Here is a 13,747-nt window from a genome sequence, read left to right as displayed (position 1 = left end):
AATCGCGGGATTGATCTTTGCAATCAAGGCCATCAATCGACCATCTTCGACAACTGCGAGGCATCGAAGCGGTCCGCCGGGGCAACCGTGTCGTCGAGCTTGATGCCCGCCGCCTCCAGCCGCTCGATGATGGCCTGCAACCGGCGGTCGGTCTCCACCGAATGGTCCAGGAGGCCGTGCAGCGCCTTGGACACCGGGTCATCCATGTCGCGGGTCACGCCGTAGGCGGAAAAGCCCATCTGCTCGGCCTTCTGCTCGCGCGCGGCATCCGCGGCATCGCGTGCCGGGTCGATCAGGCGCGCCGGGTTGCCGACGGCGGTGGCGCCCGGAGGAACCGGCTTGACCACCACCGCGTTGGAACCGATCTTCGCGCCGTCGCCGACGGTGAAGCCGCCCAGCACCTTGGCGCCCGCGCCGACCACCACGCCCCTGCCCAGCGTCGGGTGGCGCTTGGTGCCACGGTACAGCGACGTGCCGCCGAGCGTCACCGCCTGGTAGATCGTGCAGTCGTCGCCGATCTCGGCGGTCTCGCCGATGACCGTGCCCATGCCGTGGTCGATGAACACGCGGCGGCCGATCACCGCTCCGGGATGGATCTCGATGCCGGTGAGGAAGCGGCTGATGTGGCTGGTGAAGCGGCCGAGCCAGTGGAAACCCCGCGCCCAGGCCGCATGCGCGAGCCGATGGAAGATCAGCGCATGGACGCCCGGGTAACAGGTCAGCACCTCGAACGTGGAACGGGCTGCGGGATCGCGTTCGCGAACGCTGGCCAGGTCTTCACGCAGACGGCTGAACATGGGGCTCCTTTCTCGGAATCGGGTTGATGGAAGAGATGGGCGGGATGTGAGAATTCCCGACTATTTTAATCGACTTATGTCCGCACGCGAAACACCTGCCACGGCCCGGAATCCCCGCCGGCCGTGCGGCTGCGCATGGACGGGGCCCATTCAGCGCCGCTTGGGTTGTTCGAAGGTCGTCAGCATGCCTCGCAGGATGGCGACTTCTTCCTTCTCCAGGCGGACGCGGTTGAACAGGCGCCGCATGCGCGGCAACAGCCGCCGCGGATTGGCCGGGTCGTGAAAACCGCTGGCCGTGACCACGCGCTCGAGATGCGCCATGAAGCCCTCGAACTGTTCGTGCGTGGCGAATTCCGGCCGAGGCTCCTCGGGCGGCGGCGGCCGCAGCGCGGCCAGGCGGAGTTCGTAGCACAGCAGTTGCACCGCGGCGCCCAGGTTCAGCGACGAGAAGTCCGGATTCGCCGGGATGGACACCGGCAGGCTGCACAGGCCGACGTCCTCGTTGGTGAGGCCGCTCGTTTCGTTGCCGAACACCAGCGCCACCTCGCCGTCCCGGGTGCGATCCACGATCACCTCCGCGGCCTCGCGCGCGTGCATGCGCGGCAGCGACAATTCGCGCCGGCGCGCGGTCAAGGCGGCGGCGAACACCGTATCGGCCAGCGCTTCCTGCAGCGACGAAACGACGCGCGCGCCGGCCAGGATGTCGTCGGCGCCGGAGGCCCGCGCGGCGGCCACCGGATCGGGGAAGCTGTCGGGCGCGACCAGCCACAGCCGGCTCAGGCCCATCGTTTTCATCGCGCGTGCGGCCGCGCCGATGTTGCCCGGATGGCTGGTGCGCGACAGCACGACCCGGACACGCTCGAGCGCAAGGGGTCGATTCATATTAAAATCCAACGTTTTTCAGCATTTCGCCGGACGGCTTCGGCGACCTTCGTTGCGACCTTCGTTGCCCGCGAAGACGCATCGGTCCCGCCGCCCCGCTTCTTCAACCGAGACCGCACCGCATGCATCCCACCCTGAACATCGCCATCAAGGCCGCGCGCCGCGCAGCCACCGTCATCAACCGCGCCTCCACCCAGCTCGACCTGCTCAGCGTGCAGTCGAAGTCGCCGAACGATTTCGTGACCGAGGTGGACCATGCGGCGGAGAAGGCGATCATCGAAGTCCTGCGCGACGCCTTCCCGGGGCACGGGATTCTAGCAGAGGAGTCCGGCGAGTCCGGGCCGGACAGCGAGTTCAACTGGATCATCGATCCGCTGGACGGCACCACCAACTTCATCCACGGCTTTCCGCAGTACGCGGTCTCGATCGCGCAGACGAAGAACGGCGTGCTCGAACACGCGGTCGTCTACGATCCGGTCGCCAACGAACTGTTCACCGCCAGCCGCGGCGGCGGTGCCTTCCTGAACGACCGCCGCATCCGCGTGTCGCGCCGCACGCGGCTCAACGAATCCCTGCTCGGCACCGGCTTCCCCTTCCGCCAGTTCGACAACGTCGACGCCTACCTGGCGATGTTCAGGGAACTGACGCAGAAGACCGCCGGCATCCGCCGTCCGGGCGCGGCGGCGCTGGACCTCGCCTACGTCGCCGCGGGCCGCCTCGACGGTTTCTGGGAGATGGGCCTGTCGCCGTGGGACATGGCGGCCGGCGCGCTGCTGATTCAGGAAGCCGGGGGCCTGGTGTCCGACCTGTCGGGCGAAGGCAACTTCATGGCCACCGGCAACGTGGTCGCCGGCTCGCCCAAGATCTTCGGCCAGATCCTGCCCATCATCCAGTCCTACCGCCCGGCCAACATGCAGGCTTGAGGCGGCGCTTCCGGATCGTCGATGAACAGACAAGCCGCCAGCCCGTCGGCCGCGCCTGCGCGCGCGCTGGACGGGCACACCCCCATGATGCAGCAGTACCTGAGCCTGAAGGCTCAGCACCCCGACACGCTGCTGTTCTACCGCATGGGCGACTTCTACGAACTCTTCTTCGAGGACGCCGAGAAGGCGGCCCGCCTGCTCGACATCACGCTGACCACCCGCGGCCAGTCCAACGGCGAGCCGATCCGCATGGCGGGCGTGCCCTTCCATGCCGTGGAGCAGTACCTGGCGAGGCTGGTCAAGCTGGGTGAATCGGTGGTGATCGCCGAGCAGGTCGGCGAACCCGGTGCCACCAAGGGGCCGATGGAGCGAGCGGTCAGCCGCATCGTCACGCCGGGCACGCTGACCGACGCGGCGCTGCTCGACGAGCGCCGCGACGCCCTGCTGCTTGCCGCCAGCCTGCATCGCGGCACGCTCGGGCTGGCGTGGCTGAACCTCGCCAACGGCGACCTGCGGCTGATGGAATGCCCGGCCGAGGCGCTGCAGGCCCAGTTCGAACGCCTGCGCCCGGCCGAGGTGCTGGTGCCCGACGGCCTGTCCCTGCCTCTCATCGAGACGCTGTCGCCCGCCCTGCGGCGCCTCGCCGACTGGCAGTTCGATGCCGACACCGGTACGCGCCTGCTGACCGGGCATTTCGGCACGCGCGACCTCGCCGGCTTCGGCGTCGAGGGCCTGCCGGTGGCGCTCGGCGCCGCCGCGGCCCTCTACGAGTACGCCCGCGCCACCCAGCAGCAAAGCCTCGCCCACGTCACCGGCCTCGTCGTCGAACGCGAATCCGAATACCTGCGTCTGGACGCCGCCACCCGCCGCAACCTCGAACTCACAGAAACCCTGCGCGGCGAACCGGCTCCCACCCTGCTGTCGCTGCTCGATACCTGCGTCACCAGCATGGGCTCGCGCTGGCTGCGCCACGCGCTGCATCACCCGCTGCGCGATCGCGCCGTGCCGGCGGCGCGCCACGAGGCGGTGGCCGAACTCGTCGGCGACGGCGACGGAAGCGTCGCCGCGGCGGTGCGTGCCGCGCTGCGCGGCGTCGCCGACGTCGACCGCATCACCGCGCGCATCGCCTTGCGCAGCGCGCGCCCGCGCGACCTGTCGGCCCTGCGCGAGAGCCTCGTGCGCCTGCCGGAACTCGGCCACGCCCTGCGTGGCGCCAATGCCGCGCTGAGCGTCGAGCTTGCGCGCGCGCTGATCATTGCACCGGAGGCGCTCGGCCTCCTGCAGGCGGCCATCGCGCCCGAGCCGGCGGCCATGATCCGCGACGGCGGCGTGATCGCCCCCGGCTACGATGCCGAACTCGACGAACTGCGCGGCATCCAGAACAACTGCGGCGAATTCCTGCTGGCGCTGGAAGCGCGCGAGCGCGAACGCACCGGCATCGCCAGCCTCAAGGTCGAATTCAACAAGGTGCATGGCTTCTACATCGAGGTCAGCCGCGCCAACGCCGACAAGGTGCCGGACGACTACCGCCGGCGCCAGACGCTGAAGAACGCAGAGCGCTACATCACGCCCGAACTGAAGAGCTTCGAGGACAAGGCGCTGTCGGCCAGCGAGCGCGCGCTGGCGCGCGAGAAGCTGCTGTACGACGGCATCCTCGACGAGCTTGCCGGCCACATCCCGGCCCTCCAGCGCATCGCCCGCGCGCTCGCCACGCTCGACGGCCTCGCCGCCTTCGCCGAGGCCGCGCTGCGCTGCGGCTACGTGCGCCCCTCATTCGGCGAGCAGCCCGGCATCCGCATCGACGGCGGCCGCCACCCGGTGGTCGAGCGCCAGGTCGAGAACTTCATCCGCAACGACGCGCGCCTTGCCGCCACGCGGCGCATGCTGATGATCACCGGCCCCAACATGGGCGGCAAATCCACCTTCATGCGCCAGGTGGCGCTGATCTGCCTGCTGGCGCACGTCGGCAGCTTCGTGCCGGCCGACGCTGCCGGGATCGGCCCGCTGGATGCGATCTTCACCCGCATCGGCGCCTCGGACGATCTCGCCTCGGGGCGTTCGACCTTCATGGTCGAGATGACGGAAGCCGCCGCCATCCTGCACGGCGCCACCGAGCACAGCCTGGTGCTGATGGACGAGATCGGCCGCGGCACCTCCACCTTCGACGGTCTCGCGCTGGCCTTCGCGATCGCCCGGCAACTGCTCGAGAAGAACCGCAGCCTGACGCTGTTCGCGACCCACTATTTCGAGCTGACGCGCCTGAACGCGGATTACCCGGAATGCGCCAACGTGCATCTGGACGCGGTCGAGCACGGCCACCGCATCGTCTTCCTGCATGCACTGGAAGAAGGGCCGGCGAGCCAGAGCTACGGTATCGAGGTCGCCGCGCTGGCGGGCATTCCGGCGCCGGTGATCCGCGATGCCAAGCGCAGGCTGCGCGCGCTGGAGAACCGCGAGATCGGCGCCGGTCCGCAGGCCGACCTGTTCGCGCTGCTGCCCGAACCCGAGGCCGGGCCGCTGTCGCATCCGGTGCTGACCGCGCTCGCCGACATCGACCCCGACGCGCTCACCCCGCGCGAGGCGCTCGAGCGCCTCTACAGCCTGAAGCGCCTCGCAGGCTGAGCGTACCGGTCATGGGCATCCCGATCGACATTTCGGAAGCGGCCGGTGTCCGCTACCTGCACTTCGGCTCCGACTGGGTGCAGGGCGCGATGCGCATCCGCAAGCCCAATGCGCTGGAACTCGCCTACACCCGCGAGATGATGGCCGGCCTGCTGCTGCGCGACGGGCTGCACGAAAACCCCGCGCAGGATGCCGGCCAGTGGCCGCGGAAGGTGCTGATCATCGGCCTCGGCGCCGCCTCGCTGGCGAAGTTCGTCTACCGCCACTGCCCGCAGGCACGCATCCAGGTGGTCGAGATCGAGCCCTCGGTGGTGGCCGCCGCGCGCCAGTTCTTCCGGCTGCCGCCGGAGGACGGCCGCTTTTCGATCCATGTCGGCTGCGGCGCGCAATACGTGCTCGAGCGCGAGCGGCGTTTCGACTACGTGCTGGTGGATGGCTTCGACCGCAATGCGCGCGCCGGTGCCCTCGACACGCTGCCCTTCTACCAGGCTTTGCGCACCCGGCTGACGGCGCAGGGCCTGATCGCGGTGAACCTGTTCGGCCGCTCGCGGGGCTACAAGGCCAGCCTGGAGCGCATGATCACCGCCTTCGACGATCGCGTGCTGGCCTTCCCCTCCTGCGACAGCGGCAACGTCGTCGCCTTCTGCGCGGACGGCGAACCCGTCGAACGCGACATCCCCGAACTGCGCCGGCGGGCTGCCGCGCTGAAGGCCGCCTCCGGCCTGGACCTGCTGCCGACCGTCACCCGGCTCGAACAGGCCGGCACCCTGCCGGGCGGCGTGCTGACGCTCTGACGACGGCCGGGCGTTCGGGCAGGCGTTCCCGCGTCACGCCGCCGTGCTTTCCTGCTCCGGCGGCAGCCACAGGCACAGGCCCTTGTTCGCCTTCGCGATCCCGGCCAGCACGTCGTGATGCGCGGCGAGTTCGGTTTCGCTCGCGCGCAGCACTTTCTGCGGCCGGCGTTCGATCAGCCCGCCGGCAACGTCCGCGTCGCCCCTCGCATCTTCGTCCTCGAGCGCCATGATCAGGCTCTCCTGGCCGCGCGTCATCGCCAGGTAGACCTCGGCGAGCAGTTCGGCGTCGAGCAGTGCGCCGTGCAGCGTGCGGTGGGCGTTGTCGATCTCGTAGCGATCGCACAGCGCATCCAGCGAGGCTTTCTTGCCCGGATTCTGCTCCTTGGCCATCCTCAGCGTGTCGATGACGCCGGCGCAGAGCTGGCCGAGCTTGGACCGGCCGAGCAGATCGAGTTCGTAGTCGAGGAAGCCGACGTCGAAGCTCGCGTTGTGGATGATCAACTCGGCGTCGCGCACGAAGTCCTCGAACCCCACCGCGATCTCGCCGAACTTCGGCTTGTCGGCGAGGAACTCCTCGGTGATGCCGTGCACCGCCACCGCTTCCGCATCGATGCCGCGTCCGGGGTTGATGAACACGTGGTAATGCCGCCCGGTGAGGCTGCGGTTCATCAGTTCGACGCAGCCGATCTCGATCACGCGGTCGCCGTTGCGCCAGTCGAGGCCGGTGGTTTCGGTGTCGAGTACGATTTGTCGCATTTGCTGTCCTGGTTCGTCCGTCGTTGTCCGCGGGATGCGCGTGCCGGGCTCAGCCCTGCACCACGCTGCCCGATGCGCGCGCGGCCTGGGCGCCGCGGCGTGCCAGCGCGTCGGCGCGTTCGTTTTCCGGGTGTCCGGCATGGCCCCGCACCCACAGCCACTTCACCTGGTGCCGCGAGGCGGCCTCGTCGAGTTCGCGCCACAGGTCGGCATTCTTCACCGGCTCCTTCGACGCCGTCTTCCAGCCGCGCGCCTTCCAGTTGTGTATCCACTCCGAGATACCCTTCTGCACGTACTGGCTGTCGGTGTGCACCCGCGCCATCACCGGCCGCTTCAGCGCATCGAGCGCGCGGATCACCGCCAGCAGTTCCATGCGGTTGTTCGTCGTCGCCGGCTCGCCGCCCCAGAGTTCCTTCTCGTGCCCGCCCGCCCGCAGGATCGCGCCCCAGCCGCCGGGGCCCGGATTGCCGCTGCATGCACCGTCCGTATAGATATCGACTTCTTCCATCAATCTTCGCTTTTCGTGATTTTCCCGCCGCCATTGCGTTGCGCAACCGGCGACAGTCTCTTGGCCGAGCGCCGCTCGTCGCGCCACTTCGGCGTGATCAGCCGCATGCCCTGCACCCGCTTGACCCCATGCAGCATGTAGGCCGCCCCGCATACCGGCCACCAGCGCCTGCCGGCGTAGTCCAGCACCTGCCAGCGGTCGAGCCATTTCGCCGAACCGACTGCCGGCACGTAGCAGCCGAACCGTCCCGCCTGCACCTCGAAGCCGAGCAGCGTGAGCCAGTCCTTGATGCGCATCGCCGTGCGGTACTGCCCCGTCCACGGAAAGTTGCCGCCGCCGCGCGCGCCGACCCACCGCACGCCCCACAGGCTCAGCGGATTGAAGCCGGAGATGATGACGCTGCCCTCCGGCACCAGCACGCGCTCGACCTCGCGCAGCACCTGGTGGGGCTGGCGCGAGAATTCCAGGACGTGCGGCAGCAGCACCAGGTCGAGGCTCGTGCCGGCGAACGGCAGCTCGAACTCGTTCGCCAGCACCTCGCCCGGGCCGGACGCCGCACAACGGAAGCGGAACGGCATCCGGTTGGTGCGCAGGAAATCGAGTTCCGTCATGCCGATCTGCAGCGCGTAGTAGCCGAACACGTCCGCCACCATCTGGTCGAAGGCGGCATGTTCCCACTCGAGCAGGTACAGGCCCTGCGGTGTCTGCAGCCATTCCGACAGGCCGGGGATTGACATGCTCGGGCAAGAACTCAGAATCCGGGGGATGGACATTATCCCCCTTCCCGCCTTTCGCGATAACTACATCTGGCTCCTGCACGACGGCCGCCACGCCGTGGCCGTCGATCCGGGCGATGCCGGGCCGGTCGAGGATTTCCTCGCCAGGCACGGTCTCGCGCTCGCCGCGGTGCTGGTCACGCACCATCATCCCGACCACGTCGGCGGCCTGCAGGCGCTGCTCGCGCGCCACGGAGTGCCCGTGTTCGGGCCGGCGCGGGAGCCCATCGCCGGCGTCGATCACCCGGTTGCCGAAGGCGACGTGGTCGTGATCGAGCAGCTCGGCCTCGCGCTGACGGTGCTCGACGTTCCCGGGCACACCGCGGGGCACGTGGCCTACCATGCGGCGGCGCCCGCTCCCGGCAGCCTGTTCTGCGGCGACACGATGTTCTCGGCCGGCTGCGGACGCCTCTTCGAGGGCACGCCGGCGCAGATGGCGGCTTCGCTGGCGAAGTTCGGTGCGCTGCCGGATGCGACCCGCGTCTATTGCACGCACGAATACACGCTTTCCAACCTCGCCTTCTCGCGCGTGGCCGAGCCGGTCAACGGGCAGCGCGACGCCTATGCGGCGCGCTGCGAACGGCTGCGCGCGGCCGGCGAACCGACGCTGCCGAGCACCATCGGCACCGAGAAGGCCGTCAATCCCTTCCTGCGCTGCACCGAGCCCGGCGTGATCGAGGCCGTGGCCGCCCATGGCGGAAGCCGCCCGGCGGACGCGGTCTCCTGCCTGGCGGCGCTGCGCGCCTGGAAGGACGTGTTCTGAGGACAATTTTCTTTTGACGCCCCCGGACCCGCTGGCTAGACTTGCGCGCTTTCCCGCCAGGCTCCAGCGGACTTCCGTCCATGGCTAGACGCTCCACCCTGCGGCGTTTCGCGGCGCTGCTCCTGTCCTTCGCGCTCGCCGCGATCATCCACGCCTCGCCCGCATCCGCGCGCGAGGCCGCGGACGGCGATGCGGCCCCCGCCCCGGCCGATGCGCTTGCGAACACCCCCGCACCGCGGGTGCTGACGCTGGATCTGACCCGGGACGCCAACGACATCTGGGACCGCATCCGCCGCGGCTTCGGCATGCCGGATCTCGACAGCCCGCTGGTCGCCGAACAGCAGCTCTTCTACCTGAACCGTCCGGCCTTCCTGAAGCAGGTCTTCGCGCGTGGCGGCCGCTACCTCTACTACATTGTCGACGAACTCGAACGGCGCGGCATGCCGACCGAACTCGCACTGCTGCCGATGGTGGAGAGCAGCTACAACCCGCTGGCGTATTCGCGCGCGCACGCTTCCGGCCTGTGGCAGTTCATCCCGTCCACCGGCAAGCACTACAACCTGACCCAGGACCACTGGGTGGACGAGCGGCGCAACGTCATCACCTCCACGAACGCCGCCCTGGACTACCTGCAGACCATCTACGAGATGCACGGCGACTGGCATCTCGCGCTGGCGTCCTACAACTGGGGCGAAGGCGCGGTGAAGCGCGCCCTTCAGCGCAACATCGACGACGGCAGGCCGGCCGAATACCAGCATCTGCGCATGCCGGACGAAACCCGCAACTACGTCCCCAAGCTGCAGGCCATCAAGAACATCGTCAGCCAGCCGGAACTGTTCCACATCGAACTGCCCTACGTCGCCAACGAGATGCAGTTCGTGACCGTCGACGCGCCTCCCGGCATCGATCTGGGCACCGCCGCGCGCCACGCCGACATGCCGCTGGACGAGTTCCTGGCGCTCAATCCGGGCTTCAACCGCCCCGCCATCACGACGCCGGGCCACACCTTCGTCGTGCCCGCCGACCGCGCCAGCCGCTTCGAGGCGCGCCTGGCCGAAACGCTGCGCAGCGGCTCGGCGTGGCGCACGCACACGGTCGAGCCCGGCGAGAGGCTGGATGCGATCGCCGAGCAGTACGGCCTGACGGTGGCGCAGTTGCGCCAGCTCAACGGGCTCGGTTCCCAGGGCGGCGTCGGCGCGGGCCATGCCTTGCTGGTCCCGGACGGCATCGATCCGGCGGGCGCCCTCGAGGCCAGCCGCCTGCTGCCCTTCGCCGGCGCAGCGGTGCGGCAGCAGGGCCTGAAGCTCGGCAGCGCCGCGGAATCGGGCGGTTCCAGCGGGCGCGATCCGCAACTGCGCTTCAACGCGTCGAAGGCTTCGCCCATCGGCCTGTCGTCGGCGCGCACCACGACTCGCATCGAAGCGGGCAAGCCGGGCCGCGGCGCCCGGGCCGGCAAGGCGGCGAACAAGGCCCAGGACCGGCAGGCAGCCGGGCGCAAGCCGGCCGGCAGCCGGGTAGAGCGATCCGGCAGCGGTGCGAAGAAGGCAAGCGGCACCCGGGCCGCGGCGCCGAAAGCAGGCGCCCCGAGGCCGGCAGCCAGGAACGACGCCGCCTCGCGTACGGGAAGCGCCCCGGCGAAGGGCAAGGCCACCCCTGCCGCCACGAAGGGCAAGCCCGCCAGGCCAGCCCGCTAGCAAGGTGCGGCAAGGCGTTAGGTGACGGGGCGCTCCGTCACTGCCTTTGCGGCCAGTGGCAGCGCACCGCGTGCCCGCCGCCGAGTTCGGTCTCGTACGGATAGGTCAGCCGGCAGATGTCGCTCGCCCGCGGGCAGCGCGGATTGAAATGGCAGCCCGCGGGCGGATTCAGGGGTGAAGGCAGGTCGGCGGCAATGCGTGTCTGCGCGTCCGGCGCTGCGGTCCGCGGCCGGCCGGCCTCGATCTCGGGCACCGCGTCGAGCAGCATCCGCGTGTAGGGGTGCGTGGGGCAGCGCAGCACGCGCTCGGCAGGGCCCTGCTCGACCACCCGGCCGAGGTACATCACCGCGACGTCGTCCGCGAGGTAGTCCACCACCGCCAGGTTGTGGGTGATGAAAAGATAGGCCAGGCCGCGCTCGCGCTGCAGTTCGCGCATCAGGTTCAGCAGTTGCGCCTGCACCGAGACGTCCAGCGCGCTGGTGGGCTCGTCGCAGACGATGAGGCGCGGCGACACCGCCAGGGCGCGGGCGATCGCGATGCGCTGCCGCTGGCCGCCGGAAAACTCGTGCGGATAGCGCCAGCGCATCGCCGCCGTCAGGCCGATGCGTTCGAGCAGCACGTCGGCGGCGCGCCGGCGCGCGGCGGGATCGGGCTCCACGCCGAGGCTGGCCATGCCTTCCTCGATGATCTCGCCCACGCGCATGCGCGGATCGAGCGAGGCGAACGGGTCCTGGAACACCATCTGCACCGCGCGCCGCAGTCCTCGCAGCGCCTCTCCCGACTGCCCGACCATCTCGATGCCGTCGAGCTGCACGCTGCCTGCCGTGGGGGCGACGAGTTGCAGCAAAGCCTTGCCCACCGTCGTCTTGCCGCACCCCGACTCCCCCACCAGCGCCAGCGTACGGCCCGCGGCGAGGCGAAAGCCGACGCCATCGACCGCGCGCACGTGGCCGGCCACGCGCCGCAGCAAACCCTTGCGCACCGGGAAATGGACCGCGAGATCGCGCACTTCGAGCACGGTCTGCGCCGCCTGCCGCGGGGCTGCCGCGCCGCCCTGCCCCATTGCGATGCGTTCGAACGGACGGGGGATCGCCACCGCCTCGTACAGGTGGCAGCGCACCGATTGGGCGCCCACGCGGTGCCAGCCGGGCGCCTCGTCGTCGCAGCGGTCGAAGGCGGCCGGGCAGCGCTCCGCGAAACGGCAGCCGGGAAAGGCGTGATCGAGCGGCGGCACGCTGCCGAGCGGGGCATCGAGCATGCTGCCGCGGTGCGCAGCGCTCGGCAGCGCGGCGAACAGCTTGCGCGAATACGGATGCAGCGGCGTGGCGAAGAACGCGTCGCGCGACCCCGTCTCCACCACCTCGCCCGCGTACATGACGCCCACCTTGTGCGCCATGCGCGCCACCACGCCGAGATCGTGCGTGATCAGCAGCAGGCCCATGCCGCGTTCGGCCTGGATGCCCGCGAGCAGGTCCAGCACCTGGGCCTGGATCGTGACGTCGAGCGCGGTGGTCGGCTCGTCCGCGATCAGCAGCTCGGGACGGCCGGCGAGCGCCATCGCGATCATCACGCGCTGCTTCATGCCACCGGAAAACTGGAACGGATAGTCGTCCAGGCGGCGCGCCGGGTCGGGGATGCCCACCGCCTCGAGCAGCCCGATCGCCGCCGCCCTGCCGTCGCCCTGTCCGTGATGGCGCAGCACTTCGGCGATCTGCGCACCGACCGTCATGACCGGGTTCAGGCTGGTGCCTGGCTCCTGGAAGATCATGCCGATGCGTCCGCCGCGCACCTTGCGCATCGCCGCTTCGGGCAGGCGCAGCAGGTCGGTGCCGCCCAGCCTGACCTCGCCGTGCTCGACACGCCCGGCGTCGGGCAGCAGCCGGGCGAGCGCGAGCGCCGTCATCGATTTGCCGCAGCCGGATTCCCCCAGCAGCGCGAAGGTTTCCCCGGCGGCCAGCATGAGGTCCACGCCATCCACCGGCCGGATCGTGCCGCGCGGCGTGTCGATCGCCACGCGCAGGCCGCTCACCTCGAGCAGTGGCGCCGGGCGGCTCGCGGTATCGGGGGCGGACTCGGTCCGGAGGGCAAGACTCATGGTCGTCGCGGCGATGCTGGAGGGCAAAAAACGAGAGGCAGCCGGAAACCGCTCCGGTCTGCCTCAAGTGGTGGCGATGCGCAGAAATCCGCCGGGGCCGCGCAGACGACCCGGGTGGCGATCAGTGGTGGTGGCCGCCCGCTCCGTGGACGTGGCCGTGGCCGATTTCCTCGGTGGTGGCCTTGCGCACCTCGGCCACGGTGATGTCGAACACCAGCGCCACGCCGGCGAGCGGATGGTTGCCGTCCACCACGACCTTGCCGTCGGCGATGTCGGTCACGCGGTAGACCAGCTCTTCCTCGCCATCGTCGGACACGCGCTCGAAGCTCATGCCGACCTCGATGTTCTCCGGGAACAGCCTGGCGTCCTCGATCAGGATCAGCGACTCGTCGTAGTCGCCGAACGCATCGTCGGGCTGCAGCTTGACCTGCAGCGTGTCGCCCTGGTACCTGCCGTGCAGCGTCTCTTCCAGCTTCGGGAAGATGCCATCGTAGCCGCCATGCAGATAGACGAGGGGATGATGGCCGTCGTCGATGATCGTGCCGTCCGGATCGCGGACGGTGTAGTTCAGCGTCACCACGGTGTTCTTGACGATTTCAGGTTGCATTATGCGATTCCAGTTTCTTGACCAGTTCGAATACCGAGGCTACATGCCCGCGGGGACTTACATCGTACAGCGCGTGGCGGATCGTCCCCTGCTTGTCGATGATGAAGGTCGACCGCCGCACGTACATCTTCTTCACACCGTCGACTTCCTTCGCCTGCCACACCCCGTACAGCCGGCACACCTCGGTGTCGCTGTCCGACAGCAGGCGGATAGACAGGCCCTGCTGGTCGCGGAATTCGGCGTGCGTGATGCAGTCGTCCGGGCTCACGCCGATCACGATGCAGCCGTGGCGGGCGAACCCGTCTTCATGGTCGCTGAAGTCCGCGGCCTGAAGCGTGCATCCGGGCGTGTTGTCGCGTGGGTAGAAATAGAGAACCACATGCTGCTTGCCGAGTGCGGAGGCGAGATCGAAAATCTCCATGTCCGCGTCAGGCAAGGAAAACGAGGGTGCAAGGTCTCCGCTTTGCAGCATGGGTTCTCCCTGACGTGTGGCGGATTCTAGCCGAGTGCTCAGGCGAACTCTACCGGAG

At 69.4% G+C, this 13,747-nt stretch carries 13 protein-coding genes; 5 read left to right on the top strand and 8 right to left on the bottom strand.

Annotation, left to right across the window (positions count from 1 at the left end):
* Positions 1 to 32: 32 nt before the first annotated feature.
* Both cysE and CCZ27_RS08390 read right to left on the bottom strand, forming a co-directional pair.
* Positions 33 to 797 carry a serine O-acetyltransferase gene (gene cysE, locus CCZ27_RS08395; RefSeq protein WP_096447271.1) on the bottom strand — a complete coding sequence of 255 codons (765 nt, stop codon included), beginning with the start codon at positions 795 to 797 and terminating at the stop codon, positions 33 to 35.
* 150 nt (positions 798 to 947) lie between these two features.
* Positions 948 to 1,679: an RNA methyltransferase gene (locus tag CCZ27_RS08390; RefSeq protein ID WP_096447269.1), complete on the bottom strand. Its 732-nt coding sequence runs from the start codon at positions 1,677 to 1,679 to the stop codon at positions 948 to 950.
* Between the two features lie 122 nt (positions 1,680 to 1,801).
* Here CCZ27_RS08390 and CCZ27_RS08385 point away from each other — a divergent pair, with 122 nt between their 5' ends.
* From CCZ27_RS08385 to CCZ27_RS08375, 3 genes are read left to right on the top strand one after another with little or no spacing between them, the layout of a single operon-like run.
* Positions 1,802 to 2,602 carry an inositol monophosphatase family protein gene (locus CCZ27_RS08385; RefSeq protein ID WP_096447267.1) on the top strand — a complete coding sequence of 267 codons (801 nt, stop codon included), beginning with the start codon at positions 1,802 to 1,804 and terminating at the stop codon, positions 2,600 to 2,602.
* A 21-nt stretch (positions 2,603 to 2,623) separates the two neighbouring features.
* On the top strand, positions 2,624 to 5,224 hold the full coding sequence (gene mutS / locus CCZ27_RS08380; RefSeq protein WP_232516604.1) for a DNA mismatch repair protein MutS: 2,601 nt from the start codon (positions 2,624 to 2,626) through the stop codon (positions 5,222 to 5,224).
* Positions 5,225 to 5,235: 11 nt separating this feature from the next.
* Positions 5,236 to 6,018 carry a fused MFS/spermidine synthase gene (locus tag CCZ27_RS08375; protein WP_096447265.1) on the top strand — a complete coding sequence of 261 codons (783 nt, stop codon included), beginning with the start codon at positions 5,236 to 5,238 and terminating at the stop codon, positions 6,016 to 6,018.
* Positions 6,019 to 6,051: 33 nt separating this feature from the next.
* Here the strand turns inward: CCZ27_RS08375 and dnaQ are convergent, their stop codons facing one another.
* From dnaQ to CCZ27_RS08360, 3 genes are read right to left on the bottom strand one after another with little or no spacing between them, the layout of a single operon-like run.
* Positions 6,052 to 6,774, bottom strand: a complete 723-nt coding sequence (gene dnaQ, locus CCZ27_RS08370) for a DNA polymerase III subunit epsilon (RefSeq protein ID WP_096447263.1) — start codon at positions 6,772 to 6,774, stop codon at positions 6,052 to 6,054.
* A 49-nt stretch (positions 6,775 to 6,823) separates the two neighbouring features.
* Positions 6,824 to 7,282, bottom strand: a complete 459-nt coding sequence (gene rnhA / locus CCZ27_RS08365) for a ribonuclease HI (RefSeq protein ID WP_096447261.1) — start codon at positions 7,280 to 7,282, stop codon at positions 6,824 to 6,826.
* Positions 7,282 to 8,019: a class I SAM-dependent methyltransferase gene (locus tag CCZ27_RS08360; protein WP_096447259.1), complete on the bottom strand. Its 738-nt coding sequence runs from the start codon at positions 8,017 to 8,019 to the stop codon at positions 7,282 to 7,284. Before CCZ27_RS08360 ends, rnhA begins: the two co-directional genes overlap by 1 nt.
* 28 nt (positions 8,020 to 8,047) lie before the next feature.
* On the opposite strand from CCZ27_RS08360, the gene gloB reads away from it, so the two are divergent.
* Both gloB and CCZ27_RS08350 read left to right on the top strand, forming a co-directional pair.
* Positions 8,048 to 8,821 carry a hydroxyacylglutathione hydrolase gene (gene gloB, locus CCZ27_RS08355; RefSeq protein WP_096447257.1) on the top strand — a complete coding sequence of 258 codons (774 nt, stop codon included), beginning with the start codon at positions 8,048 to 8,050 and terminating at the stop codon, positions 8,819 to 8,821.
* Positions 8,822 to 8,901: 80 nt separating this feature from the next.
* On the top strand, positions 8,902 to 10,515 hold the full coding sequence (locus CCZ27_RS08350; protein ID WP_096447255.1) for a transglycosylase SLT domain-containing protein: 1,614 nt from the start codon (positions 8,902 to 8,904) through the stop codon (positions 10,513 to 10,515).
* A 37-nt stretch (positions 10,516 to 10,552) separates the two neighbouring features.
* On the opposite strand, the gene CCZ27_RS08345 is transcribed toward CCZ27_RS08350, so the two are convergent.
* From CCZ27_RS08345 to CCZ27_RS08335, 3 genes are all read right to left on the bottom strand, one after another.
* Positions 10,553 to 12,610, bottom strand: coding sequence for an ABC transporter ATP-binding protein (locus CCZ27_RS08345; RefSeq protein ID WP_096447253.1), 2,058 nt, complete (start codon positions 12,608 to 12,610; stop codon positions 10,553 to 10,555).
* 121 nt (positions 12,611 to 12,731) lie between these two features.
* Positions 12,732 to 13,217 (bottom strand): FKBP-type peptidyl-prolyl cis-trans isomerase, encoded by a 486-nt coding sequence (locus CCZ27_RS08340; RefSeq protein ID WP_096447251.1) that lies wholly within the window; start codon positions 13,215 to 13,217, stop codon positions 12,732 to 12,734.
* Positions 13,207 to 13,689, bottom strand: coding sequence for a peroxiredoxin (locus CCZ27_RS08335; RefSeq protein WP_096447249.1), 483 nt, complete (start codon positions 13,687 to 13,689; stop codon positions 13,207 to 13,209). The genes CCZ27_RS08340 and CCZ27_RS08335 overlap by 11 nt, the downstream gene beginning before the upstream one ends.
* Between the last annotated feature and the right edge of the window lie 58 nt (positions 13,690 to 13,747).

This window comes from Thauera sp. K11, from assembly GCF_002354895.1.
Lineage (GTDB): Bacteria > Pseudomonadota > Gammaproteobacteria > Burkholderiales > Rhodocyclaceae > Thauera > Thauera sinica.
The sequence above is the reverse complement of the archived record's forward strand: the minus strand, read 5'-3'. Positions and strand labels throughout refer to the sequence as shown.